The organism is Sphingomonas sp. 10B4, from assembly GCF_035019905.1.
Lineage (GTDB): Bacteria > Pseudomonadota > Alphaproteobacteria > Sphingomonadales > Sphingomonadaceae > Sphingomonas > Sphingomonas glacialis.
In genome coordinates this window covers 1-24,808 of sequence record NZ_JASJVC010000051.1, presented here as the reverse complement: position 1 = coordinate 24,808, position 24,808 = coordinate 1, and the positions used below count along the sequence as shown (strand labels likewise).

Below are 24,808 nucleotides of genomic sequence, written 5' to 3'. Positions count from 1 at the left end.
GGTGACCGTCCGCCTCTCATAACATCTTCAAGTAAAAGCGCGGTTATGCTCTCGCGACGTTATGCAACAAAGCCGGTTGAAGCCGTAGAACGGCCCTGCGGCAAAATCGTGGAACAGCTGCGCGCGGTTGGCGGCGAGCCCGGCGCGGATCCCGTCGAACACCGCCATCGGCAGGCCCTCGGGGTTGCCCTCGGTTTGCAGCATCAGCGGCGGCACCGCGCTGACCAGCACCGCCTTGGCGACGCGGCCCTGCGGTTGACCGTGTTGGGCTACATAGCGCGCGACTTCGCCACCGCCGGTCGAATGGCCGATATGAATGACGTTCTTGAGGTCGAGATGCGTGACCACCGCGGCTGCATCGGCGGCATAATGGTCCATATCGTGGCCGGTGCCGATCTGCGTCGAGCGACCGTGCCCGCGGCGATCATGCGCGACGACGCGGTAGCCGTTGGCGAGGAAGAACAGCATCTGCGAGTCCCAATCGTCCGACGACAGCGGCCAGCCGTGGTGGAACATGATCGGCTGCGCGTCCTTCGCGCCCCAGTCCTTGAAGAAAATCTCGACGCCGTCTTGGGTGGTGACATAGCTCATGGGTCAGTCCTTTTTGGCCAGGGGGGAATTCGGTCGGGAGGCGCTAGCGGTTCACCTGTTCGGCGGGGGCGGCGCTGCTGGCGAGCGGCGCATGGCGTCCGGCGTGTGCAGTGCTCGACATGGCAGCGTTCCCCGATGAGGCAGTGTGAAGCGGTGCGTCTGAGAGCGGTTTAGAGCAGTGCTCTTGTCGAAATCACCTACATAAAACTGTCATGACTATTCGATGAAGTTGAAAGGTCAGTCGGTTTTCGCTCGGCCTCACGCCGATCGTCGAAAGCGTGGCAGATCGCGGATCGTCGCACGCCATTTTCGCAGGCGCCGACGTCATCGCGATCGGAGTCTTGGTGTTTATACAACGCAACGAGCTGATCGTCTTCGACAATATCTCAGGGCAGCGCGTGCAATAGCGGCAAAAGCGAAACCCGCGCGCGACCGCGAGCGCGATGAACCCCGCACCGACCCCGCCGAGCGTGGCTAGCAACGCCCAGGAACGATCCGTCGCCGGCTCAGCCGTCGTCACTGGCCCATTTCCGCGACCGGATGCTGCGACTCGCTCCCCCCCGAAACGTCGAGCAGAGCGACGCGCAGCGAATTGAACAGACGCGCCGGCAGGTCCCGAATTCACAACCTCGGTCTCGGCAATCGCCCGGCAGTCGCGGGCGAGCATCGATGCCTCAGGTGTTCGAGCGGAACTGGCGATGGCAGCCGCCGCACACTGCGCCGGTCGCCTTCGTCTGCGCGCCGATCGCCGCGGCGTCGCCGCTGTTCGCGACCGCGACGAGCGTGTCGGCGGCGGTGACGAGCTTGGCCATCTGCGCGTCGAAGGTCGCGCGGTCGGTCCAGATGATGGGCAACGCATTGGTCTTGACGCCGGGCGCAGGCCCGCTGCCGGCGGGGAACAGCTTGCCCTGCGCGCGCGCGGTCTCGGCGATCATCTGCGCGGCGGCGACCATCGTCGCCTTGACGGGCGCGTCGCTCTTCAACTCATCGTTGAGCGCTTTCATCGCGCCACCCATCTTCTTGAAGCCATCGACTCGCGTGGCGATCACGGCGTCGGTCGCCGGGCCTGCACCGGCGGCGAGCGATCCCGCCACTATAGTCGCGCAAAGCGCACAGGCGGTAAGCGACACAGTCTTGAAGGTACGCAGTCTCAGCATCGCGAATATCCATGATGAAAGAGGAAACGATCCATCCGCGCCGTCGCCGGCACCGGGTGCCTGTGTCCCGCATCTGTGCGTTTGACGCCAGAGCGATCCGAAAATTGGTCGTGCGGAACCGCTCTGATCCCCGACAGGTCGGCATCCGCCATCAGGCGCGGCGGCGGTTGCCCTTGCCGACCAGACGCGATAACCGGCCTCGCTTCGGCGGGCCGCCATCGCGCCGCCATACGGAGTGTCGCGTCATGAGCACCGCCGCCAGCCCCCAGCTCTATTACATTCCGCACGACGATTTCGTCGCCGATACGCAAGCCGTCGCGCACGCCGTCGCGCGCGGGGACTGGATGCCCGATTTCGTCGTCGGGATCGGGCGCGGCGGGCTCGTGCCCGCGGTGTTCCTGTCGCACGCGCTGAAAGTGCACATGCTGTCGATCGATCATTCGTCGAAAGTGCCGGGCTTTGCCGACGAATTGCTCGGCAAGGTCGCGGCCAAGAGCGCGGATGGCGTCCGGCTGCTCTTCGTCGACGACATCAACGACAGCGGCGGGACGATCGCCGACATCCGGCGCCTGCTCGCGGAGGCGGGGTGTGACACCGGCAACGTGCGATTCGCCGTGCTGCTCGACAATGTCCGTTCGCAAGTGCGCGTCGATTATCACGCCAGGACGATCGATCGCGCGGAGGACAAGCGCTGGTTCGTCTTCCCGTGGGAAGCCGTCGGCATGAGCGAGACGATCGTCGAGGAAGCGCTGTCGGTCCCGCATCGCCTCGCCTGACGCGAGGGCGTCACCGATCGGCGTGTTTGTCCCACACGCACTCGCCGAGCACATAGGTCCGGCTGATTGCGCGGTCATCGCCGAGGACCTGCAGCGCGAACAGCTTCTCGGCGAGGCTCGCGCCTGTCGTGCGGCGTGCGAGCAAGGACGTCGCGGCGGTATCGAGCACGACGAAATCGGCTTCCTGCCCGGGTTCGAGGCTGCCGACCCGATCCGCGATGTGGAGCAAACCGGCACTGCCCGCGGTCGCCAGATACAGCGCACGGAACGGATCGAGCCGATCGCCGCGCGCGAGCGCCGCCTGATAGGCGAGCCCCGCGGTCGACAGCAGCGAGAACGACGTTCCTGCGCCGACATCGGTGCCGAGCCCGAGCCGTAGCGAGTGGCGGTCGGCTTGCCCGAAGTCGAAGAAGCCCGAACCGAGGAACAGGTTCGAACTCGGGCACACCGCGACACCCGCACCGCTTTCGTGGAGCCGCGCGCAGGCACGGTCGGACAGATGCACGCCGTGCGCGAAGACCGAGCGCGGGCCGACCAGCCCGAAGCGATCGTACACGTCGAGATAATCGCGCGCGTCGCGGAAGCGCTCGGCAACCGCGGCGCACTCGCCGAGATTTTCGGCGAGATGCGTGTGGAGCAGGACGTCGGGATGCGCCGCGAGCAGCGCGCCGGTATCGGCCAGTTGCGCATCGGACGAAGTCAGCGCGAAACGCGGCGTCACGGCATAGCCGAGCCGTTTGTGGCCATGCCAGCGCCGGATCAGCACCTCGCTCTCCGCGCGGCCTGAATGGGGGGTATCGGCGAGGCCCTCTGGCCCCAAGTCCATCAGCACCTTGCCCGCGACGATCCGCATATTGCGGCGCGCGGCGGCCTCGAACAGCGCATCGACCGACTGCGGGTGGACGGTTGCGAACACGAGCGCGCTGGTCGTGCCGTTGCGCAGCAATTCGGTGAGGAACGCCGCGGCGACGGCGTCGGCATGTGCGCGGTCGGCAAACGCCTTCTCCGCGGGGAAGATGTGGGTGTCGAGCCAGTCGAGCAATTGCGCGCCGTGCGACGCTATGCGATCCATCTGCGGATAGTGGATATGCGCATCGACAAAGCCGGGGACGATCAGTCCGGGCAGTGCCTCGATCGCGAGTCCCGGATAGCGCGGCGCCATGTCCTGATAGTCGCCACGCGCGACGACGATCCCATTCTCGACGATCAGCAGTCCATCGGGTTCGTGGCGGATCGCATCGGCATGATCGCGCGGATCGTGCGCGACCGAGAGCAGCGCGCCGCGAAAGCCGCGCGCGCTCATGCTGCGCGGCCGAGCTGGGCGGTCTTGCGCGCCGCGCTGCGGCTTGTCGCAGCGACGAGCACGATCGCTTGGCCGATGCTCGGCAAACAGCGACTGCCGTAGCCATTCGCCTTCGCGCAACGGCCGGTCGACGCGCTCGAAGATCGCGGGATCGGTGCGGGGCTGCCGGCGCAGCTTGCTAGCTTTTGCGCGTTCGCTGCGGTCCTGCCGTCGCGCAGCATGGCGAGCCCGGCCTGCGCGGCGAGGTGGTGCGGCGCGGTGACCATGCCGCGATCGGATCGGACGGTGTGGCGCATCAGCTCATGCCCCCGCGCTCATCCACACGAAGCGCACGGCGAACAACCCGGCGAGCAGCAGCAGGAACCAGTCCGCAGAGGTGATCCGGCCGAGGATCAGCTTCAACAGCGCATGCGCGGTGATGCCGAAGGCGAGCCCGTTGGCGATCGAGAAGGTCAGCGGGATCATCGCCACGGTGAGGAAGGCGGGGATCGCCGAATAGGCATCCTCCCAGTCGACTTCGCGCAACGGGAGCAGCATCAGCCCGCCGACGATGATCAACGCGGGCGCGGTCGCGGCCAGCGGGATCAGCTGCGCATAGGGCGCGACGAACATGGTGAGCAGGAACAGCACGCCCGTCACCACCGCGGTCAGCCCGGTGCGGCCGCCCGCCTGCACGCCAGCCGCGCTCTCGACATACGACGTCACCGTGCTCGTGCCCGCGAGCGAGCCGACGATCGTCGCGACGGCATCGGTCATCAGGATACGGTTGAGTCCGGGGATGCGCCCGGCGGCGTCCATCAGCCCGGCGCGCTTGGTCACCGCGACGAGCGTGCCGATATTGTCGAACAGATCGACGAACAGGAAGACGAACAGGATCTCGATCAGCCCGAGCCCGTGCCGCCCGCCGATCCCGAACACGCCGGGCAGATCGAGCTTGAACGCGGTGCCGGTGAGCGCCGAGAGGCTGTAGGGCTCGGGCTTGAACACGACTTGGCCCGCGAACCAGCCGACCAGGGTGGTGCCGATGATCCCGATCAGCATCGCACCGCGCACGTTCCACACGCTCAACGCGCCGATCACGAGCAGGCCGAACAAGGCGAGCGCTGCGCCGGGTGCCGTGAGATCGCCGAGCGCGACCAGCGTCGCCGGGCTTGCGACGACGATCCCGGCATTCTTCAACCCGATAAAGCCGATGAACAGTCCGATCCCGCCCGCCACCGCGGCGAACAGTTGCTGCGGGATGACGGCGACGATCATCTGCCGCACGCCGGTCAGCGTCAGCAGCAGGAAGGCGACGCCCGAGATCAGCACGCAGCCGAGCGCGACCGGCCATGGCACGCCCATCTGCTGGACGACGGTGAAGCTGAAATAGGCGTTGAGCCCCATGCCCGGCGCGAGCGCCAAGGGGGTATTGGCGACCACACCCATCAGGATCGAGGCGAAGGCGGCGGCAAAGCAGGTCGCAGCGGCGACCGAGGCGACCGGCATCCCCGCCTGGCCGAGGATCGCGGGATTGACCAGCACGATATAGGCCATCGTCAGGAAGGTGGTGACCCCCGCCAGCACCTCGGTCCGCGCCGTGGTGCCGCGCTCGCTCATCCGGAAATAGCGGTCGAGGCGGTGCGCGCCCACGATCGGCGGGGCTCCCGGATCGATCGGTCGGGTCGCTTGCGTCATCGATAGTCCCCCTGAAATGCCCCGCCCGGCGGGGAAACGCCGGTCAGCCCCCGTTCCTCCAGCATCGCCGCGGAACGGAACAGCGTCCGCTCGGCCCCCGGCCGGCCGATCACCTGCAAGCCCAGCAAGGGCAGCAGCAATTGCAGCGCGACCGTGCCGATCGAGTGCGACGACGCGACCGCGCCGCCGCCCGCGGCGTGCAGGAACACGCCGACCAAGAGCGGTGTCAGGAAAATGCCCAGCAGGTTCGACAGCGATGCGCTGCACACCGCCGCCGCCACATTCCCGCGCGCCATCGCCGTACACGCGATCGATGATTGCACCGTCGAGGGCAGCAGCGTGAGGTAGAGCATGCCGGAGAGCAGCACTGGATCGACCCAGCCCGTCGCCGCCCCGCGCGCGGGCAGCAGGCTTGCCAGCACCACGGTGGCAATCAGCCAGAGGAGAAAGCGATCGATCGGGAGAAGAAGTTTGACGGCGCGCGACATGGGGCACGTCATGGCCTGCTTTAGGCGCACGATCCAACATAATGACCGGCATGCTCCGTTGCCAAAAAACCGTGCACTCGCAGGGGGCAGTGGTCGGGCGTCCGCTGGCCGGGATGGCATGGGCAAATCTGCGTCGGTGCCTCTAACACGCCGCGGCGTCCGCACGCGCCGTCACATACGTATTCACCGTGCTCCCCGCCCGAGCAGTGGCATAAGCGCCCCAAGATAAAACGGGAGGAATGCGATGCGGGCGATGCGGATGGGTGCGCTTGGACTGGCGATGGTCGCGCTGCTGTCCTCGGGCATGGCCTCAGCCAAGCAAGCGGCCGCTCCGGGCAGCGCCGCGATCGACGCGCGCTATCAGCCGCGGCCCTATGTCTCGCTGCACCATCCCGCCTGGACCAAGACGGCGGTGCTGTATCAGATCAACACGCGCCAGTTCACCCCCGAGGGGACGTTTCGCGCCGCGCAAGCGCAGTTGCCGCGGTTGAAGGCGCTCGGCGTCGACATCCTGTGGCTGATGCCGGTCCATCCGATCGGCGAGAAGAACCGCAAGGGCGGGCTCGGCAGCCCCTATGCGGTCAAGGACTATCGCGCGGTGAACCCCGAGTTCGGGACGGTCGACGATCTCAAGGCGTTCGTCGCGGCGGCGCATGCGCAGGGGATGCATGTCATCCTCGACTGGGTCGCCAACCATACCGCATGGGACAATGTCATCCACACCACGCATCCCGACTGGTACGAGCATGACTGGAAGGGCGCCAACCGGCCGACGCCGTTCTGGGATTGGTCCGACATCATCGATCTCGACTATTCCAAGCCCGGGCTGCGGCAATACATGACCGAGTCGATGAAATATTGGGTGCGCGATGTCGGTGTCGACGGCTTCCGCTGCGACGTCGCGGGCTATGTGCCGCTCGATTTCTGGGAGACGGCGCGCGCCGAACTCGACGCGATCAAGCCCGTCTTCATGCTCGCCGAATTCGACCAGCGCGATGTCCACGCCAAGGCGTTCGACGCGTCCTATGCCTGGAAATGGAACAATGCGATGGCCGACATCGGCGCCGGCAAGGCCGATGTGAACGCGCTGTTCGGGTATTATTCCGAAGTGCAGAGCGCATGGCCGGCCGAGGCGATGCGGATGACCTATACCGAGAATCACGACCAGAATGCGTGGGAAGGCACCGAGTTCGAACGCTTCGGTCCCGCGCTTCCCGCCGCGATCGCGCTGTCGTTCGTCGGCGAGGGGATGCCGCTGATCCATAACGGGCAGGAGGCGGGCAACCCGCGGCGGCTCAAATTCTTCGACCGCGACCCGATCACGTGGCGCGACCATCCCAATGCCGCGCTGTTTCGCCAGTTGATCGCATTCCGCGATGCGCACCCGGCGTTGTGGAACGCGCCGTGGGGCGCGCGCATGACGCCGGTGGTCAACAGCGCGCCGACCAAGGTCTTCTCGTTCGCACGCGAAAAGGGCGGCGACACAGTCCTCGCGCTGTTCAACCTGTCGGGTGCGCCGCAGACGGTGTCGTTCAGCGACGGCCCGGTCGCGGGTCGCTATGTCGATGCCGCGGACGGATCGGCGCTGGTGATCGATGCCACAAGCAAGGTCACCTTGCCGGCATGGGGGTATCGCCTGCTCGCCGGCGCACGCTGATCTGACCCGGCCGCACTGCGGCGCATGCGCGATGCATTTTGCGCTTTAGCTTTGTAATACACTGCGCTAGCTTTCCTCCGACATAGGGGGAAATCATGCTCGAACTCGAACACGTTACGCATGTCTATGCCAACGGAACGCGGGCGCTCGACGATGTCACGCTGTCGATACCCAAGGGCATGTTCGGGCTGCTCGGCCCCAATGGCGCGGGCAAGTCGACACTGATGCGGACCGTGGCGACGCTGCAGGCGCCGACCTCGGGCAGCATCCGCTTCGGCGAGATCGACATTCTCGCGACCCCCGACGCGTTGCGCGAGCGGCTCGGCTATCTGCCGCAGGATTTCGGCGTCTATCCGCGCGTTTCGGCGTACGACATGCTCGATCATATGGCGGTGCTCAAAGGCGTCGCCTCGGCGCAGGAGCGCAAGGCGACGGTCGAGACGCTGCTCAACCAGACCAATTTGTGGAACGTCCGCAAGAAGGCGATCGCGGGCTTTTCGGGCGGGATGCGGCAGCGCTTCGGCATCGCGCAGGCGCTGATCGGCAACCCTGAACTGATCATCGTCGACGAACCGACCGCCGGCCTCGACCCCGAGGAGCGCAACCGCTTCCTCAATTTGCTTGCCGAGATCGGCGAGAATGTCGTGATCATCCTGTCGACGCATATCGTCGAGGATGTCGCCGATCTGTGCCCGCGCATGGCGGTGCTCGCCGCCGGGCGGATCCAGCTCGAGGGCGCGCCGCAGGATCTGATCCAGGCGTCGCGCGGCACCGTCTGGGCCAAGACGATCGCGCGCGACGACATGGCGCACTATGCGCAGACGCAGAAGGTCATCTCGACCCGCCTGTTCGCCGGCCGCACGATCATCCACGTCCTGTCCGATACCGATCCCGGCGACGGCTTTGCGCCCGTGATCGGCGGGCTCGAGGATGTCTATTTCTCGACATTGTCGCGCTCGCGCAGCGGCGACGCAGCCTTGGTCCATCCCACCGTCGCAGCCGCGTGAAGGGGGCCGGGGGCATGTTCGGCAAGATCGCGCGCTTCGAGCTCGGCTATCAATTCCGCAACCCGGTGTTCTGGGTCGTCTCGGTCCTGTTCTTCCTGCTGCCGTTCGGCGCGATGACGACCGAGCAGATCCAGATCGGCGGCGGCGGCAATATCCACAAGAACGCGCCCGTCGCGATCGCGCAGATCTCGCTGATCCTGACGCTGTTCTACATGTTCGTGACGACGGCGTTCGTCGCCAACGTGATCGTGCGCGACGATGAGAGCGGCTTCGGGCCGATGGTGCGCTCGACGCGCGTCTCGCGCTTCGATTATCTGATGGGGCGCTTCCTCGGCGCGTTCGTCGCCGCGGCGATCACGTTCATCGTCGTGCCGCTGGCGATCTATCTCGGCTCGCTGATGCCGTGGGTCGATGCCGATACGATGGGGGCGAACCGGCTGCTCGACTATGTGTCGGTCTATTTTCTGCTGGCGCTGCCCAATTTGTTCCTGACGGCGTCGATCTTCTTCGCGGTCGCGACGATGACGCGATCGATGATGTATTCGTATCTCGGCGTCGTCGTGTTCCTCGTCGCTTATGTCGTGCTCAACACGGTGATCCGCGCGAAGCCCGAATATCGCGAGCTGGGCGCGTATATCGAGCCGTTCGGGCTCGGCGCGCTCGCCAAGACGACTCGCTATTTCACCGCAAGCGAATCGAACACGCATCTGCCGTCGTTTGCCGGCGTGCTGTTGTGGAACCGGCTGATCTGGCTCGTCGTGTCGTTCGCCGCGCTCGCGCTTGCCTATTCGCGCTTCACTTTTTCCGAACGCGGTGCGTCGAAGCGCCAGTTGCGGCGACAGCAGCGCAAGGACGCCAAGCTCGCCGCGTCGGCGCCGCTGCTCGTCGATCGCCTGCCGCCGGTCCGCCCGGCAGCAGCGAACGGCGCGCGGCTGTGGTTGCGCTGCCGCTTCGAGATGGGGCTGGTGTTTCGCAGCCCGGCATTCGTCGTGCTGCTGCTGATCGGGCTGTTCAACGCGCTCGGCGGGCTGCTGTTCGCAGGCGAGATGTACGGCACAGCAGCGCGCCCGCTGACCTTTGCGGTGATCGGCACGCTGATGGGCGCGTTCGGCGTCTTCCCGCTGATCATCGCGATCTATTATGGCGGCGAGGTCGTCTGGCGCGACCGCGAGCGGCGGATGCACGAGATCATCGATGCGACGTCGCTGCCTAATTGGGCGTACATCGTGCCCAAGGCACTCGCGGTTTCGGGCGTGCTGTTTGCGACGCTGGTCATCTCGGCAGTGGCGGCGATGTTCGTCCAGCTCGCGCGCGGCGTGACCGCGCTCGAGCCGCTGCAGTATCTCGGCTGGTATCTGCTGCCGATGACGGTCGACATGGTGCTGATCGCGATCCTGTCGGTGTTCGTCCAGGCGCTCAGCCCGAACAAGTTCGTCGGCTGGGGGATCATGGTGATCTACCTCGTCGCGACGCTGACGCTGCAGAATATCGGGTTCGAGCATCCGCTCTACAATTACGGCAGCAGCGGCAACCTCCAGCTGTCGGACATGAACGGCGACCAGATCGGCGGGCCGCTCAGCTGGTGGCTGCGGCTCTATTGGTCGGGGATCGCGCTCGCGCTCGCAGTGGTCGCGCATCTGCTGTGGCGGCGCGGGACCGAGACGCGGCTCGCGCCGCGGCTCCGCCAGCTCCCGGGGCGGCTCAAGGGGCCGGCGGGTGCAGTGCTTGCCGGCGGGTTGCTCGTGTCGATCGTGACGGGGGTGTGGCTCTATCGGCAGATGGACGTGCTCAACGTCTATCGCACGCGCGAGCACCGCGAGGCGCGGTTGGCGACGTATGAAAAGAAGTATCTGAAGTACGAAAAGGTCCTCCAGCCGTCGACCACCGACATCAAGCTCGATGTCGCGCTCTATCCGGCGCAGCGCCGGATGGAGGCGAAGGGTAGCTATCGCTTCGTCAACGATACCGGCGCGCCGTTGCGCGACCTGCACTTGCGGCTCGCCAACGAGGATACCACGATCGTGTCGATCGCGGTTCCGGGCGCCACGCTCGCGATGGACGATGCCGATCTCAAATACCGCATCTACCGCTTCGCCACGCCGCTCGCGCCGGGGGCGACGGGGACGCTGTCGTTCGTGACGCATCGCCAGACGGTCGCGCTGCGCGCCAATGGCGATGACGCGCGGCTCGTCGGCAACGGCACCTTCCTCAGCAATTCGGAATTCGCCCCGCAGATCGGGATGGACCGCGACGGCCTGCTCAGCGACCGCGCCAAGCGGCGCAAATACGGGCTGACGCCGGAGTTGCGAAAGGCCAAGCTCGAGGACGTGTCGGCGCAGCGGCGCAACTATATCGGCGATGCCGATTGGGTGAATTCGGACATCACCGTCTCGACCGATGCCGGCCAGACGCCGATCGCGCCGGGGCGCAAGCTGTCCGACACCGTCGCGAACGGACGACGCACCGCGCATTTCGTTTCGCCCGCGCCGATCCTCGCGTTCTTCTCGGTGCAATCGGCGGCCTATGCCGAGAAGTCCGAGATGGCCGATGGGGTCAAGCTGTCGGTCTTCTACGATGCGAAGCACGCCTATAATGTCGATCGCATGCTGGCTGCGATGAAGAGCGCGCTTGGCTATTACCGCGCCAATTTCGGCCCGTATCAGTTCGACTATGCGCGGATCATCGAATTCCCGGGCTATGCGAGCTTTGCACAGGCGTTCGCGGGGACGATCCCGTATTCCGAGCGGATCGGCTTCCTCGCCGATGCCAATGCGCCAGACAAGATCGACTATGTCACCTATGTCACCGCGCACGAGCTGGGGCATCAATATTGGGCGCACCAGATCATCAGCGCCGACATGCAGGGCGGCACGATCCTGGTCGAGACGATGGCGCAATATTCGGCGCTGATGGTGATGAAGCACCTCAATGGCGAGGACAAGATCCGCCGCTTCCTCAAGTACGAGCTCGACAGCTATCTGCGGTCGCGCGGATCGGAGCGGATCGAGGAGCTGCCGCTCGACCGCGTCGAGGACCAGGGATACATTCATTATCGCAAGGGCGCGGTGGTGATGTACCTGCTGCAGGATCGGCTCGGCGAGGCGCGCGTCAATGCGATGCTGCGCGACCTGCTCGCCAAATATCGCTTCAAGAGCCAGCCGTATCCGCGCTCGCTCGATCTGGTGAACGGCTTCCTCGGCCTCGCGCGGACCCCCGCCGAGCGCGAGCTCGTCCGCGACGTGCTCGATCGCATCACGCTCTACGATCTCAAGGCGAAGACCGCGACCGTGCGGAAATTGCCCGACGGGACGTTCGAGACGCTGCTCAGCGTCGATGCCGCGAAATTCTACGCAAGCGGCACGGGCAAGGAGACGCCGGCGCCGCTGTCCGACACGATCGCGGTCGGGCTGTTCGACCACAAGCCCGATTACGGCGCCTTCTCGTCCAAGGACGTCGTATCGATGGAGCGCCTGCCCGTGCGGTCGGGCGTGCAGACGCTGCGCATCGTCAGCAAGCGCAAGCCGGCGTTTGCCGGGATCGATCCCTACACCACCTATATCGATCGCAATTCGGACGATAATATCGTGCCGGTGACCGGGTGATGCGCTAGCGCGTCACTCGGGCGCAGCGGGGAGCGCTGCGCGGGATATGTGGGGACGATGATGGGCGAATTGCTGGGCCAGGCGTGGCAGGCGCTGGGCGGGGTGCTGGGGGCACACGGCCCTGCGGTAAATGCCGTCAAGAGCTATACGCCGGGCGATTTCAGCGTCCATTTCTTCCTCCAGCTCGCGGTGATCATCCTCGCGTGCCGCGTCGTCGGGTGGCTCGGGCAGAAGCTGCTGCGCCAGCCGCAAGTCGTCGGCGAGATGATCGCGGGCGTCGTGCTCGGCCCGTCGCTGTTCGGGCTGCTGCTGCCCGACCTGCAGCTCGCGATCTTCCCCAAGGAGACGCGCAACGTCCTCTATGTCGGCGCGCAATTGGGCGTCGGCCTGTACATGTTCATCGTCGGCCTGACGCTCCAGCTCGACCATTTCAAGTCGAAGGCGCGCAGCGCGGCGATGGTCTCGGCAGCGGGGATCGCCGCGCCGTTCCTGCTCGCGGTGCTGATCACGCCCTTCCTGCTGACCGTGCCCGGCCTGTTTGCGCCCGGCATCGACCGCGCGAGCGCGACGCTGTTCATGGGCGCGTGCATCGCGCTGACCGCCTTCCCGATGCTCGCGCGGATCATCAACGAGCGCGGCCTCGCCAATTCGGCGCTCGGCACGCTGTCGCTCACCGCGGGCGCGTTCGACGATGCGGCGTCGTGGTGCGTGCTGGCCATCGTGCTCGCGACCTTCGGGGCGGGGGCGGGCGTTGCGGTGCTCGCGATCGGCGGGGCGCTGCTCTATACCGGCTTCATGCTGTTGCTCGGGCGGCGGCTGCTTGCGCCACTCGGCCGGATCGTCGAGGCGCGTGGCGAGATGACCAGCGGAATGCTCGCGGTCGCGCTGCTGCTGTTCTGCCTGTCGGCGTTCGTGATGGACGCGATCGGCATCCATGCGATCTTCGGCGGGTTCCTTATGGGGGTGTGCATGCCGCGCGGGCTGTTCGTCGCGGAACTCAAGCGCAAGGTCGAGCCCCTCGCGGTCGTGCTGCTGCTGCCGATGTTCTTCACCTATTCGGGGCTCAACACGCGGATGGACATGGTCGCGTCGGGGTCGCTGCTGCTGATCGCGCTCGGCATTCTGGTCGTGTCGATCCTCGCCAAGTTCGGCGCCTGCTATGCCGCCGCGCGGCTTTCGGGTGAGGACAATTCCACCGCGCTCGGCATCGGCGCACTGATGAACTCGCGCGGGCTGATGGAGCTGATCATCATCAATATCGGGCTGCAAAAGGGCATCATCGGGCCGACGCTGTTCGCGATGCTCGTGCTGATGGCGATCGTCACCACCGTGATGGCGACCCCCTTGTTCGAGGCGGTCTATGGCCGCGCGGCGCGCGCGCGCGGCGATCTGGCGGCGGTCGACGAGGACTTGGCGACGGTCTGACGCGGCGCGCGATCAGCCGGCCTTGCGCCGCTGCGCCGAGCGGATCGTGCCGACCAGCCGCGACAGGATCAGCTCCTCGATCCCCGCATAGCCCATCCCGAGATGATCGGGGCGCACGCCAGTCGCGTCGCCGAGTTTCAGACGGCCGGTGCGCAAACCGGCGCGCCCGATCCGCGCCCAGCGCCGCGCGGTTTCCCAGCGGATCAGGGCGAGGCTCTCGGCGTCGGGCGCGTGGCGGCGGATGAAATCGTCCTGCAGCGCGACGAGCGTCTCGCCGACGCGCTCGAAGGTCGCGCGATCGGGGACCGGCTGCTGCGCCATTACGTAGTGGCCGATCAACGCCGCGGCATCACCCGCCGCGTCGCCGAACAGCGGGGCATAGGCATCGGCCAGCACTTCGCTCGCACGCTCGCGCATCGCCGTCGCCTGGCGCTGAGACGCGCCGCCGCCATGCCGGCGATAGGTCAGCAATTCGTCGTCGATCCGCGCGATTCCGCCAAATGCGGAGATACGGTGATACAGATCGAAGTCCTCGGCATAGACGCGCTCGGGACGCTGGAACGGATCGAGCTTTCGCGCCACGTCGGCGCGCATCATCACCGACGACCAGACCAACGGGTTCTCGATCCGCATCAGCCATTCGATCAGCGCCGGGGTCGATAGCGGCGCGAGCGCGGACGGCAGAATCGCGCCCTCGAACAGCACGTTCGCCGCGCTGCCGACCAGCACGATCTCAGGATGCGAGTCGAGATAGGCGACCTGGCGCGCGAGCCGCGTCGGGTGGCACAGATCGTCGTGGTCGAGCGCGGCGATGTAGCGCCCGCGCGCCTCGACAAAGGCGGCGTTGCGCGTCAGCACGACGCGGCGATTGGACGGCGCCTCGAGTACGCGGATGCGCGGATCGGCAAAGCTGCGCGCGACCGCGACGGTATTGTCGGTCGAGCAATCGTCGACGATGATCAGTTCGAAATCGGCAAACGTCTGCGCCTGCAGCGAAACGATCGTCTCGCCGATCAAGTCCGCCCCGTTATAGGCGGGCATGATGACACTAACGGTAGGGGCAGTCATGCCACCGCTCGTGCGCCATCGCCGAGCACCTGGTCAACGATCATCGCGCCGACATCGTTCTGCCATTGCCACAGTCCGTTCGCTTGCCCCGAGAAGCTCGCTTCGCCGCCAAGCCGGCCCCATGGCACGAAGCCCGCCGCCAGGCCGATGCCGAACAGCCCCGGGATCGCCGCACCGCTCGCATCGAGGATGCGGCAATGCCGATCGACCATCGCGCTGCCCTGGTGCGCCGCGAGCGCGATCGCGCGGCCATCCTGATCGTGCACCGGCAGCGCGCGCGGGCGATAGCCGAGCGCTGCGATGACGAGATCGGCCTCGGCGAGATGCGCGCGCGCGACCGCATCGTCGTCGCCGCGCACCTGATGGACGGTAAGCCGTGGATCGGGCGTGCGTCCGTCGACGCGGAGTTCGCGCAGGACGAGTTCGCGCGCCTCGAGCCGGAAGCCCGCGAGGCGATAGACGAAGCCGCTGACCGGGCAGATGTCGTCGGGCCCGAAATCGGTGAAGCCCTCGGCCTGCGCCGCGGCGGGGGTGGGATAGAAGGGGCGAAGCGGGCGGCGGTGGAGCAGCGTGATCGCGCCGGCGCCAAGCGGGAGGCTCGCGGTCTTGAGCAGCAGGACGATCGTCGCGATCGCGCTTGTCGATCCGCCGATCACGACGATCTTGGGATTCCGCTTGGTCGAGAGCAGATCGATGATCTTAGCCGGGCCGCCGAGCGCGAGCGCCTCGTCCGACTGCATCAGCCGATCGCCGACCTCGCTCACAAGCGACACCCCGCCGACGCGTTGCGCCGCGAGCCGGTCGAGCGGCTGGTGGCCGCCCGTCGCAATCGCGACCGCGCTCGAGAGTTGGTCGAACTCGTGCCCGTCGGCGCGCCGCCGCATACGGCTCGACCACAGCCCGCCTGCCACGCGCGTCGTGCCGAGCACGTCGTGTCCGGTTAGGACCGTCCCGCCATGCTGCGCCACCAGTGTCTGAAGGCGATGTCCGGTCGCCTGGACGAACGGGCCCACCTCGACCAGCGGCACGCCGAGCGCGCCGACATAGTGACCGACGGCTTGCCCGGTCGGATGATCGACCAGCGCGGCGAGCTCGGGATGCGGATTGTCGCGTACCGCGCTGAGAAAAGTCTCGGCGGTGCTGTCCGAGGTGATCGCGTAGCGACCGATCCGCCCTTCGCCGAGCGTCGCTTCGCGCTCGGCGACGATCAGTCCCGATGCTGCCAGCTCGGGAAGGCGACCCCGCTTGCTCGCCGCGGTGAGCAGCGCGGTGCCGGCAGGGCCGCCGCCGACGATGAGCAGCGAGGCGATCGCGTGCTGGCGCGGCCGGGCGGCGCTGCGCGTTTCGCGCGCCAGGATGCGGTTGAAGGCCTTGGCGATCACCGCGACGTCGGCGATGGTCATCGCGTCGGTGACGGGCAACGAGAGCGACCGCGCCCCGATCGAATCGGCGACCGGCGTCGGCAGGATCGTCGCAGTTCGCTGGAACAGCGGCTGTTCGCCAAGATGCGGGCTGAAATACTGGCCCGACCCGATCCCGACCGCTGCGAGCGCGGCGGCAATTTCGCTCCGACGATGTGCCACCGCTTCGGGCAGCAGCACCGGCATGAACTGGCTGGCGCGGCGCTGGCCTTCCGCCTGCTGGAACGCGACGCCCTTTAGTTGCGTACGGTAGGCATGCTCGAGCGCGGCGCGCTGGTCGCATACCGTGTCGATCTCGGCGAGCTTGGCGCGCGCCATCACCGCGAGCACTTCGGGCAATTTGGCGTTGAGGCCGAACAGCGTCGCGCTGCGATTGGCCTCGAAACCGAAATTGGTCATCGCGCGCAGCCGTGCGATCAAGTCGGTGTCGCCCGAATGGATCAACCCGCCCTCGGCAACGGCAAAGGTCTTGGTCGCGTGCATCGAATGGACCACCGCGAACGGCGCCCCCGCGCCGAACCCGCCGCCGCCGGCGTCGCGCGTGCCAAGCGAGGCGGCCGCATCGACCACCACGCCGACGCTGTGTTCGCGCTGGAGCCAGGCATAGCGGTCGAGGTCGATCGCGGTGCCGAAGGTCGCATAGGGCAGCAGCACCGCGATGCGATCGCCATAGTCGCGCAGCAGCCGCTCCTCGGCTTCGGCGCTGGCGGTCCAGTCGGCCGGGTCGATGTCGCAGATCAATGGGGTCAGACCGGCCCACAAGGCCGCCTGCGCGGTCGCGGCGAAGGTCAGCGCGGGCATCAGCGCGTAGCGGCCGGCGGTGCGCTCGCCCGCAGCTTCGCGGATTGCGATCATCAGGCCGAGCGTTGCATTGTTGACCGCGAGGCAGGCGCCTTGGCCGTCGAAGAGCTGCGCGGTCGCCGCGGCCTCGAACGCGCGGACCTCGGGGCCGTTGTTGCTGAAATGGCCCGACGCCTCGACGCGCTGCAGTGCGTCGACATGATCGCTGAGCCGCGGAGGGTTGGGAGCGATCAAGGGGTAGCGCATGGTGGTCGGGCCTGTCTGGACTACGGACCCGAGCCTTGTGGCGTCGAGCCCCCTAAAATCTCGTTACACGCCTGACATATGCTGCGATCCGCTGCGGACCGTGTGCGGTGCGATCAGCTTTCGCGCGCCACGGCAAACCCCGCGAACGACTGGTTGACCGGCATGAGTTCGAGCGTGTTGATGTTGAGGTGCGCCGGCAGTTCGGCGATCCACAGCAGCGTTGCCGCGATGTCGCCGCCGGTCATCGGGTTGGCGCCGGCATAGAGCGTGTCCGACGCGGCCTGGTTGCCGCCGGTGCGCACCACGGTGAATTCGGTCTCGACCATGCCGGGCTCGATCGAGGTGACGCGCACGCCGGTGCCGTGGAGATCGGCGCGCAGGCCGAGGCTGAACTGGCGGACGAACGCCTTGGTGCCGCCATAGACGTTGCCACCCGTGTAAGGGTAGGTCGCCGCCACTGACGACAGATTGAGGATCGCGCCCTTGCGCGCGACGAGGCCTGGCAGCAGCGCCCGGGTGACGGCGACCAGCGCCGACACGTTGGTGTCGATCATCGTCTGCCAGTCTTCGAGCTTTGCGTCCTGCGCGGGCGCGGTGCCGAGCGCGAGGCCGGCATTGTTGATGAGCGCGTCGATCTGCGCGAACTCGGACGGCAGGCCGGCGATCGCGGCTTCCATCGCCGCGCGGTCGCGAATGTCGAAGGCGAGCGTGTGGACCGTGTCACCGAGCGAATCGGCCAATGCCTGCAGCCGATCGGAACGGCGCCCGGTGGTGACGACGCGCCAGCCCGCCGCAGCGAACGCGCGGACCGCGGCCTCGCCGATGCCCGAGGTTCCGCCCGTGATGAAGACCGTACGCATCGTCATCACCATGTCTCCGACGCTGTCAGGAAAATGGTGCCCGAGGGCGGATTCGAACCACCGACACTGCGATTTTCAGTCGCATGCTCTACCAACTGAGCTACTCGGGCACTCCCGAATTGCTCCGGGGAAGCGGCGTCTTAGTCGCGGTCTTGGGGCGTGTCTAGCCCGTCTTCATCATCTTCGCTCGGCAAAGTGCGCACCGGGATCGCATACCCCTCGCCGAGCCACTGTAGCAGGTCGCGGTCGCGACAGCCTTGCGAGCAGAACGGGGAGAAGGCCGCGAGCGGCGGTTTGCCGCAGAGCGGACAGGGTTTGGAACGCGCCATCATGCCACCTCGAAGACCGGGGTGACGCCGGTACGCCGGGCGAGCTCGGCGATCCAGTGCGGATTGGCGGCGAGTGCGCTTTGCACGCGCGCCGACACGCGGTGCTGCGTCGGGGCCGGCGGCGGGGTGCGCTCGATTCGGCGGAGCAGCGCACGCGCCTCGGCGGCGGCGGGATCGGCACGGAGCAGCTCGGGGAGCGAGACGCGGGTGCGGCGGCGGATGATCTGGACGAAGCCGAAGCCGTTCATCGCGGTGCGCTCGAACGGTTGCGGCAAGCCAGCGTCGAGCGCGGCATCGACCGCGCCGCGCGCTGCCTTGCCGGTGAGCGTCGGGAAATCGATGCCGATCGACCCGCCGATGTCGAACCGCACGATCGCCGCGGCGACCGCGCGTGCGGCGGCGAGCGCGAGCGGTTCGAGCGGGGGATAGCCGTCGACGTCGAACAGCGTCATCGCCGGGGTCGGGCTCATCCGCAGCGCGCCGCCGACGGGGCCGGAAAAGACGATGTCGCCGGTCTGCGCTTCCTCGAGCGTTTCGGACCAGCCGGCGGCCTCGAAATGGTCGGGCTCGTGCGCGTGGCACGTTCGCACGGCCACGCCGCTGGCGGTGATTCGCTCGTACAGGCTCGGCCCGGCGCGCTCGGGGCCGTCGGCGGGGACGCAGCGCGGCAGCTTGGTGCGGCGCCCCTCGGGGATCGCCTCGCGCACCAGCTCGACCAGCAGCGTCGCCCCTTGCGTGATGCCGGGCGGGAGCGGCGCGAGCATCGCCTCGCCGCCGGCAAAGGCGACGCGGCCCTCGCGGCCCTTCACCGTGATCTCGACCAGCCGGGCGCTCAGCACCGCGCCGATCCGCGGGCCGTCGCGGTCAAGCTCGATCCGCGCCTCGACGATCGCGCCGCCCGCGACCAGGATCGCGCGGGCCTCGCCGATCCCGGCCTCGTAGAGCCATTCGCTCATGGCCGCTCAGCCAAGCGCCACGCCCGCTGCCAGCAACAGCGCGCGCGTCTCGAACAGCGGCAACCCGACGACGCCCGAATGCGACCCCGACAGGAAGCGCACGAACGCCTCGGCGCGGCCCTGGATGGCATAGCCGCCAGCCTTGCCGAGCCCCTCGCCGCTGGCGACATAGCTGTCGATCTCGGCGGCGGAGAGCGGCTTGAACGCGACGATCGTGTCCGACAGCCGGGTGCGCGGCGTGCCGTCGGCGGCGATGACGCACACCGCACTCAGGCAATGATGGCGCCGGCCCGAGAGCAGGCCGAGCAAGCCGCGCTGGATCTCCTCGGTGTCGGCGGGCGGCAGGATGCGGCGCCCGCATGCGATCGTCGTGTCGCCGGCGATGACGATCTCGCCCGCGGCACGCGCCACCGCCTGCGCCTTGGCGATCGCGAGCCGCAGCGCATAGACGCGGGGCGCCTCGCCGGGCAGCGGGCTCTCGTCGATGTCGGGCGATTCGATTCGCGACGGCGTCACCCCGATCCGCGCGAGCAGATCGCGGCGGCGCGGCGAGGAGGAAGCGAGGACGAGGGTCATATCATACCTTCCCCGGCGACGGCCGCCGGCCGAGCGCGCAGGTCGTTGTCATCACGCGCGGCAGAGCCCGCGGCAGTTCACGACCGGACCCCGGCCGTCGCCGGGGCGGAACGGGGTCGGCGCGTTTACTTGAAGCGGTAGGTGATCCGCCCCTTGGTCAGATCGTACGGCGTCAGCTCGACCAGCACCTCGTCGCCGACGAGCACGCGGATGCGGTTCTTGCGCATCTTGCCGGCGGTGTGACCGAGGATTTCGTGATCGTTCTCAAGCTTCACGCGGAACATGGCGTTGGGCAGAAGCTCCACCACCTGGCCGCGCATTTCGAGCAGTTCTTCTTTTGCCAAACAAACCTCTGAGGATGTGGGTGATCTTGTGCTGTGTTCGCGAAGCGCGGCGCATAGCCGAACACGCCCGAAAAGGAAAGCGGTGCGACGAACCGAGCGCCGGTTGACTCGATTGACCCCTGGAGCTGGTGTTATCGGGTTCGATCGTTTCCGTTTTCGTGATGATCGCGCGGGGGATGCGGTTGAAGGGCTGACGCTGAGAAAGAGCGGCGCTGTTGGGCGCGAGTCGGGGGAGAGGATGACAAAAAGCGGGCGTGTAGGACAGCGGTTTTTCGAAGGCCCGAGAACCGCTCTAGATTTCGTCGAAGAAAGCCCCATCGACGCTGATCTCATAGGTCGTCACCGGCCGCACGACGACGCCAAGCCCGACCTCGCGCAACAGATTGCACAGCGCCTCGCCGTCGATCAGGTCGATCGCGGGCGCCCGGTCGCGCGTCGCCTCGCGCCGTGCATCGGGGGTGAAGGTGCCGGTGGTGATGACCAGCCCCTTGTCCGCGCGGCCCTGCATCGCGCCGCGAAAGTCGCGGATCGTCGGCGCGCCGACCGAGCCTTTGTAGCGCTTGCACTGGAACAGCACGTGGAACGAGACGAGGTTGACGCGCAGCACGCCTTGCCCGTCGATCCCGCCATCGCCCGATTTGCCGGTGACTTCGACGCGGGTGAAGCCGTGTTCGCGCAGGAGACGCTGGCAGAGGCGTTCGAAGGCGGCGGGTTCGATCGACTGGAGCTTGGCGAGCAGCAAGTCGGACCAGTCGGCGATGGTCTCGTCGGCTTCGTCATCCGCGACATCGGCGGTGGCGCGCGACGCCTTGGCGGCGAGCTGTTCCGCGCGACGGGCCGCCTTGGCATTGCGGATCTGCTTGCGCAGCGCGTCGAGCGGTTGATCGACGGCGAGGCGCCCCGCTTCGGTCAGCACCCAGACGCCGCGCGAATCATTCGTGACGAAGCCCGGAAATTTCAGATAGCTGCGCGCCCACGACATCTTGTCGGTGACGATCGTGTCGCCGCTGGTCGGATAGGTGGTGTCGAGATCGGCCTGGGTGAAGGAAAAGCGGTCGATCAGCCTTTCCTCGATCTCCTCGATCGATGCCGAGCCGCCCAGTTCGCGCAAGACCTGCAGGGTCGGGACGTAGAAATCGTCCTTCTTGATCGCCTCGATATGCGGCGGGATCATGGCGTGTCATCCTGCTGGGCGGCGCTCTTGCGCGCGACGCGGCGGTTGGCCTTTACGCCGGTGGTGGCGAGCGGGTTCACCAGCGCCTCGTAGCGGCCGAAGAGATGCTCGACGCGGTCGCGGTCCGAGGCGAAGGGGGCGGGGCGATAGAGCCGGTCGACCGCCAGATCGAGCGCATGATGCGCACGGCGCAGGTCGCCGGGCATGGTGTCGGGATCGTAGAGGTCGGCGAGGCTGGCGGTCGGATGCGCGGCGCGGGCCTTGAGCACGGCTTGCGCGAGTTGCTCGATTTTGGAGCGCTGGGTGGACGTGGCATCGGGCCAAGGGAATGTATTATAGACGACACCATTAGAGTAGCGGTAGTCGCTTTTCATCCGTCCGCCGATATGAGCGAGCCAAGACATATGTGACCGGCTGGTTAGGACGCCAAATTCAAAAAAAGTTGCGTCCGGCAAAATTCGAAGAGTCTGATTGGCGATACTCGTTGGAGTAAGCCAACCAATGGGGACGTAAGCTCGACGCTCGGAGCTGGTGTTTGGGATAACCAAATAATCGGAAGTGAGCCGCTCATCGACGCCAATTTTTGTGGGATAGTCTGCCATTGCGAGCGTGCTGGGTCGTTCGCTTTTAGAACGATAGTCGCGCAACATACGCATTCGCTCCATGACCCTGGGCAAGGCTCGAAGAATAGCAGGATCCGCTTCGGCCAAATACAAAATCGAACGTGAAAACCCATTGATATATTCGTCTCCTCCCAAGAAATCGCGAAATAGCGGCTCTGCGGCTGGTTCATCTCTGAGAAAAAGATCGCGTTCATCATGCGTGAAAGTCAGAAGGCCGTTGTCGATCATCTGCACCCCGGTTTTTAGGCGGCGTGCTCCATTAATTGGATACTTCGCTGAAGGAATTACCAAGTGGCGATTTGTTACCCCTAGCGCATCGAATAAGTATGCCGTAAGCGAAGTGTGTCGGGTTTCTACCGGATCTTTCTTAATATCGGGGTAGCTAAAGAGCCTTTTTTCTGCGGGTTCGTTGTCGCGATGTGCAAGACCGGTCACGACCACATGCACATGCGCTGTTCCGCGCGCCTCGCTGTTCCAGCTAAAGGTTCGATGCGCGAAAGCTATCTCTAGATGAGTGCGGTCAAATAATATTGGCCATAACTGAGCAACTTGCTCGCCTTGGGTAATAGAATTTGTCGAAACGAAAGCTATCCGAATGCTGGGGTTTTTATCGACGAATTCTCCTGCCTTGACAAACCACGCCGCAACATAGTCAAGAATTGCGAAATTGTCGGCAGAACCGACTGCGCGTTTGAGCTGGTTTTTTTGCTTGGTGGACTGCTCCTTCTTTCCCACAAACGGCGGATTGCCCATAATATAATGCAGCTTTTCCGGCGGCACCAACTCGGCCCAATCGGTGTCGAGCGCATCGGCGTTGAGGATATGCGGCGAATCCTTGAGCGGGATGCGCGCCGAATTGCCCTGGAACGCCTCGTTATATTCGTTGTTGGCGAGGTGATCCGCCATCCACATCGCCACCTCGGCGATGCGCGCGGGGAATTCCTCGATCTCGATGCCGTAAAATTGCTCGACCGTGACGCGGCTGAGCAGCACCGCGTCGATCTGCTGCGTCGGATACAGCGCCTGCAGGCAGGCGAGTTCGAGCCGCCGCAGCTCGCGATAGCCGATGACGAGGAAATTGCCGCAGCCGCACGCCGGATCGAGAAAGGTCAGCCGCGAGAGTTTCGCCTGGAATTCGAGCAGTGCGGTATCCCGCCCGGTGCGGCGCGCGACCAGGCGGTCGAGCTCGGCGCGCAGATCGTCGAGGAAGAGCGGGCCGATCACCTTCATGATATTGGCTTCGGAGGTGTAATGCGCGCCCTTCGAGCGACGCTCCTTGGCGTCCATCACCGACTGGAACAGCGAGCCGAAGATCGCCGGGCTGACCCCGGTCCAATCGTGGCGGCAAGCGTCGATCAGCAGCGCGCGCATTTTCGTGTCGAACACCGGCGTGCGCAGATGCCCGGCGAAGAGCTGGCCGTTGATATAGGGAAAGGCGTTGAGCTCACCCGAGAGGCCGGTCTGGCGGTCGCTTTCCGGCGTGTCGAGCACGTCGAACAGCTCGACCAGGATGCGGCCGGTGTCGCTGCCATCCTCGCGCGTGTCGGTCTGGAGCAGCTCGAGGAAGATGTCCTTGGGCTGGAAGATGCCGGTATCGTCGGCGAACATGCAGAACAGCAGGCGGACGAGCAGCTGTTCGAGATCATGCCCCTTGTAGTTCGCCGCCTCGAGCGCGTCGTGGAGCTTGCCCATCAGCTCGGCGGCCTTGATCGTCACCCCCGCCTGCGTCTCGAAGGTGCGCTGGCGACCGAGGACGAAGGCGAACGCCTCGATATGCTTGTGCAGGTCGGCGAGCTTGAAGCGCGTCTCGGTGCCGGTATCGAGATCGAGCAGGCGCCAGCTCTGGAAATCGCAGGTCAGCACGTAGCGCGGCTGTTCGGCCTGCGGCAGGCCGTCGATATAATCGAGCGCTTGCGTGCCGGCCTTGTCGAGATCGAGCTTGGCGCTTTTCTGTTCGATCAGCAGCGTGCGCGGCCAGAACAGGTCCATGAAGCCGTGCTTGTTGCTGAGCAGTTTGACGCGTTGCTCATAGGTGGCGACGCGGCGGCGCTTGATGCCGAAGATGTCGAAGAAATCGTTGTAGAAGGACTGCGTTTCGCCCTTCTCGTAATGCGCCTCCTGCCACTCCTTGCTGAACGCGCGCGCGCGGCGCTTGATCTCGTCCCAGCCTAACCGCATCGCTCGCCCCCGTTTCGGGGCATGTGGCGGAAAGCGCGGGAGAAAGGCAAGGGGCTTGCGCTCCCGCCGATCACCCGCCGCCGATGAACGGCAGCACGCGCTCGTAATCGGCGCGCGCGCCGCGGCCGTGTTGGGGGTGGTAGCCGTTGGTGGTCAGCACGTAATCGCCGACGATCGCCGCCTGCTGCTCGATGTTGAAGCGCGTGAAGGGGCGGTTGGTGTCGGCGAGGTCGCCGTAATGGTAGCGCCCGGCGGCGAGCGTGCCGCGCAGGCGGACCCACATGCCGTGCTGGTGCTGCCAGACATGCGTGAGTTCGTGGAGGATCCAGGCGAGATCGGGGACGGTGGTCGAGAAGTCCGGCTTGTAGCTGGGCTTCGGGAAATAGATGTGGCCGTTGGGGGCCATCGCGACGCTGCGCGGCTGGAAGGGGAGGTAGCGGCGGGCGTGGACCTTGATGCCGTCGTACGCGATCGCGGGGCCGAACAGGGCCTGCGCGTGGTCGAGCTCGCCGGGGGAGAGGGGGCGGTGGCTGTCTCTTATACACATCT

General features: G+C 66.3%; 20 protein-coding genes, 1 tRNA gene and 1 pseudogene. 5 read left to right on the top strand and 17 right to left on the bottom strand.

All coding sequences use genetic code 11. The features are described 5' to 3' along the window. Positions 1-72 precede the first annotated feature (72 nt). Positions 73-591: pseudogene (locus QN347_RS14080) on the bottom strand (alpha/beta fold hydrolase); the annotation flags it as partial. 674 nt (positions 592-1,265) lie between these two features. Next, on the bottom strand, positions 1,266-1,748 hold the full coding sequence (locus tag QN347_RS14075; protein ID WP_322161176.1) for a cytochrome c: 483 nt from the start codon (positions 1,746-1,748) through the stop codon (positions 1,266-1,268). A 245-nt stretch (positions 1,749-1,993) separates the two neighbouring features. On the opposite strand from QN347_RS14075, the gene QN347_RS14070 reads away from it, so the two are divergent. Next, positions 1,994-2,524 carry a phosphoribosyltransferase gene (locus tag QN347_RS14070; protein WP_133190638.1) on the top strand — a complete coding sequence of 177 codons (531 nt, stop codon included), beginning with the start codon at positions 1,994-1,996 and terminating at the stop codon, positions 2,522-2,524. A gap of 10 nt (positions 2,525-2,534) precedes the next feature. On the opposite strand, the gene guaD is transcribed toward QN347_RS14070, so the two are convergent. The 4 genes from guaD to QN347_RS14050 are packed head-to-tail and all read right to left on the bottom strand — an operon-like array spanning position 2,535 to position 5,992. Further along, positions 2,535-3,827: a guanine deaminase gene (guaD, locus tag QN347_RS14065; RefSeq protein WP_322161175.1), complete on the bottom strand. Its 1,293-nt coding sequence runs from the start codon at positions 3,825-3,827 to the stop codon at positions 2,535-2,537. Further along, complete coding sequence (locus QN347_RS14060) at positions 3,824-4,123, bottom strand: hypothetical protein (protein WP_322161174.1); 300 nt, start codon at positions 4,121-4,123, stop codon at positions 3,824-3,826. Before QN347_RS14060 ends, guaD begins: the two co-directional genes overlap by 4 nt. Positions 4,124-4,127: 4 nt before the next feature. Next, positions 4,128-5,504: an NCS2 family permease gene (locus QN347_RS14055; RefSeq protein WP_322161172.1), complete on the bottom strand. Its 1,377-nt coding sequence runs from the start codon at positions 5,502-5,504 to the stop codon at positions 4,128-4,130. Then, a complete protein-coding gene (locus QN347_RS14050; RefSeq protein ID WP_416194471.1) occupies positions 5,501-5,992 on the bottom strand; it encodes a bile acid:sodium symporter in 492 nt (163 codons plus the stop codon). Before QN347_RS14050 ends, QN347_RS14055 begins: the two co-directional genes overlap by 4 nt. Positions 5,993-6,236: 244 nt before the next feature. Between QN347_RS14050 and QN347_RS14045 the strand changes: the two genes are divergently transcribed. From QN347_RS14045 to QN347_RS14030, 4 genes are all read left to right on the top strand, one after another. Beyond that, a complete protein-coding gene (locus QN347_RS14045) occupies positions 6,237-7,649 on the top strand; it encodes an alpha-amylase family glycosyl hydrolase (protein ID WP_322161171.1) in 1,413 nt (470 codons plus the stop codon). A 95-nt stretch (positions 7,650-7,744) separates the two neighbouring features. Continuing rightward, complete coding sequence (locus tag QN347_RS14040; protein ID WP_189676036.1) at positions 7,745-8,656, top strand: ABC transporter ATP-binding protein; 912 nt, start codon at positions 7,745-7,747, stop codon at positions 8,654-8,656. 14 nt (positions 8,657-8,670) lie between these two features. After that, the gene (locus tag QN347_RS14035; protein ID WP_322161170.1) at positions 8,671-12,258 is read left to right on the top strand and encodes an ABC transporter permease/M1 family aminopeptidase; all 3,588 of its coding nucleotides are present in this window, start codon (positions 8,671-8,673) and stop codon (positions 12,256-12,258) included. Positions 12,259-12,318: 60 nt separating this feature from the next. After that, complete coding sequence (locus tag QN347_RS14030; protein WP_322161168.1) at positions 12,319-13,683, top strand: cation:proton antiporter; 1,365 nt, start codon at positions 12,319-12,321, stop codon at positions 13,681-13,683. 12 nt (positions 13,684-13,695) lie between these two features. Here the strand turns inward: QN347_RS14030 and QN347_RS14025 are convergent, their stop codons facing one another. The 11 genes from QN347_RS14025 to QN347_RS13975 all read right to left on the bottom strand — a co-directional run. After that, positions 13,696-14,751: a glycosyltransferase family A protein gene (locus tag QN347_RS14025; RefSeq protein WP_322161166.1), complete on the bottom strand. Its 1,056-nt coding sequence runs from the start codon at positions 14,749-14,751 to the stop codon at positions 13,696-13,698. Further along, the gene (locus tag QN347_RS14020; protein ID WP_322161164.1) at positions 14,748-17,219 is read right to left on the bottom strand and encodes a DegT/DnrJ/EryC1/StrS family aminotransferase; all 2,472 of its coding nucleotides are present in this window, start codon (positions 17,217-17,219) and stop codon (positions 14,748-14,750) included. The genes QN347_RS14025 and QN347_RS14020 overlap by 4 nt, the downstream gene beginning before the upstream one ends. Positions 17,220-17,332: 113 nt before the next feature. Further along, complete coding sequence (locus tag QN347_RS14015; RefSeq protein WP_416194511.1) at positions 17,333-18,079, bottom strand: SDR family NAD(P)-dependent oxidoreductase; 747 nt, start codon at positions 18,077-18,079, stop codon at positions 17,333-17,335. Between the two features lie 34 nt (positions 18,080-18,113). Then, positions 18,114-18,189: transfer RNA gene (locus tag QN347_RS14010), tRNA-Phe, on the bottom strand. Positions 18,190-18,219: 30 nt separating this feature from the next. Beyond that, positions 18,220-18,408: a DNA gyrase inhibitor YacG gene (locus QN347_RS14005; protein WP_133190620.1), complete on the bottom strand. Its 189-nt coding sequence runs from the start codon at positions 18,406-18,408 to the stop codon at positions 18,220-18,222. Then, complete coding sequence (locus QN347_RS14000; RefSeq protein WP_322161161.1) at positions 18,408-19,364, bottom strand: ribonuclease; 957 nt, start codon at positions 19,362-19,364, stop codon at positions 18,408-18,410. Before QN347_RS14000 ends, QN347_RS14005 begins: the two co-directional genes overlap by 1 nt. A gap of 6 nt (positions 19,365-19,370) precedes the next feature. After that, on the bottom strand, positions 19,371-19,940 hold the full coding sequence (locus QN347_RS13995) for a Maf family protein (protein ID WP_322161159.1): 570 nt from the start codon (positions 19,938-19,940) through the stop codon (positions 19,371-19,373). 125 nt (positions 19,941-20,065) lie between these two features. Beyond that, a complete protein-coding gene (gene infA / locus QN347_RS13990) occupies positions 20,066-20,284 on the bottom strand; it encodes a translation initiation factor IF-1 (RefSeq protein WP_010162480.1) in 219 nt (72 codons plus the stop codon). Between the two features lie 292 nt (positions 20,285-20,576). After that, on the bottom strand, positions 20,577-21,458 hold the full coding sequence (locus QN347_RS13985) for a restriction endonuclease (RefSeq protein WP_322161140.1): 882 nt from the start codon (positions 21,456-21,458) through the stop codon (positions 20,577-20,579). Then, entirely contained in the window at positions 21,455-24,259 is a 2,805-nt protein-coding gene (locus QN347_RS13980; protein ID WP_322161138.1) for a class I SAM-dependent DNA methyltransferase, read from the bottom strand. Before QN347_RS13980 ends, QN347_RS13985 begins: the two co-directional genes overlap by 4 nt. Positions 24,260-24,329: 70 nt before the next feature. Beyond that, positions 24,330-24,808: hypothetical protein (locus tag QN347_RS13975; protein WP_323494067.1), on the bottom strand; the 479-nt coding region annotated here is incomplete at its 5' end.

What these genes read in the sequence shown, in the direction of transcription:
- QN347_RS14025 (WP_322161166.1), bottom strand. Translation starts at nt 14,751, where the DNA reads ATGACTGCCCCTACCGTTAGTGTCATCATGCCCGCCTATAACGGGGCG.
- QN347_RS13985 (WP_322161140.1), bottom strand. Translation starts at nt 21,458, where the DNA reads ATGATCCCGCCGCATATCGAGGCGATCAAGAAGGACGATTTCTACGTC.
- QN347_RS13980 (WP_322161138.1), bottom strand. Translation starts at nt 24,259, where the DNA reads ATGCGGTTAGGCTGGGACGAGATCAAGCGCCGCGCGCGCGCGTTCAGC.
- QN347_RS14030 (WP_322161168.1), top strand. Translation starts at nt 12,319, where the DNA reads ATGGGCGAATTGCTGGGCCAGGCGTGGCAGGCGCTGGGCGGGGTGCTG.
- QN347_RS14005 (WP_133190620.1), bottom strand. Translation starts at nt 18,408, where the DNA reads ATGGCGCGTTCCAAACCCTGTCCGCTCTGCGGCAAACCGCCGCTCGCG.
- QN347_RS14000 (WP_322161161.1), bottom strand. Translation starts at nt 19,364, where the DNA reads ATGAGCGAATGGCTCTACGAGGCCGGGATCGGCGAGGCCCGCGCGATC.
- QN347_RS14035 (WP_322161170.1), top strand. Translation starts at nt 8,671, where the DNA reads ATGTTCGGCAAGATCGCGCGCTTCGAGCTCGGCTATCAATTCCGCAAC.
- QN347_RS14045 (WP_322161171.1), top strand. Translation starts at nt 6,237, where the DNA reads ATGCGGGCGATGCGGATGGGTGCGCTTGGACTGGCGATGGTCGCGCTG.
- QN347_RS14020 (WP_322161164.1), bottom strand. Translation starts at nt 17,219, where the DNA reads ATGCGCTACCCCTTGATCGCTCCCAACCCTCCGCGGCTCAGCGATCAT.
- QN347_RS14055 (WP_322161172.1), bottom strand. Translation starts at nt 5,504, where the DNA reads ATGACGCAAGCGACCCGACCGATCGATCCGGGAGCCCCGCCGATCGTG.
- QN347_RS14070 (WP_133190638.1), top strand. Translation starts at nt 1,994, where the DNA reads ATGAGCACCGCCGCCAGCCCCCAGCTCTATTACATTCCGCACGACGAT.
- QN347_RS14015 (WP_416194511.1), bottom strand. Translation starts at nt 18,079, where the DNA reads ATGCGTACGGTCTTCATCACGGGCGGAACCTCGGGCATCGGCGAGGCC.
- QN347_RS14050 (WP_416194471.1), bottom strand. Translation starts at nt 5,992, where the DNA reads ATGTCGCGCGCCGTCAAACTTCTTCTCCCGATCGATCGCTTTCTCCTC.
- guaD (WP_322161175.1), bottom strand. Translation starts at nt 3,827, where the DNA reads ATGAGCGCGCGCGGCTTTCGCGGCGCGCTGCTCTCGGTCGCGCACGAT.
- QN347_RS14075 (WP_322161176.1), bottom strand. Translation starts at nt 1,748, where the DNA reads ATGCTGAGACTGCGTACCTTCAAGACTGTGTCGCTTACCGCCTGTGCG.
- QN347_RS14060 (WP_322161174.1), bottom strand. Translation starts at nt 4,123, where the DNA reads ATGCGCCACACCGTCCGATCCGATCGCGGCATGGTCACCGCGCCGCAC.
- QN347_RS13995 (WP_322161159.1), bottom strand. Translation starts at nt 19,940, where the DNA reads ATGACCCTCGTCCTCGCTTCCTCCTCGCCGCGCCGCCGCGATCTGCTC.
- QN347_RS14040 (WP_189676036.1), top strand. Translation starts at nt 7,745, where the DNA reads ATGCTCGAACTCGAACACGTTACGCATGTCTATGCCAACGGAACGCGG.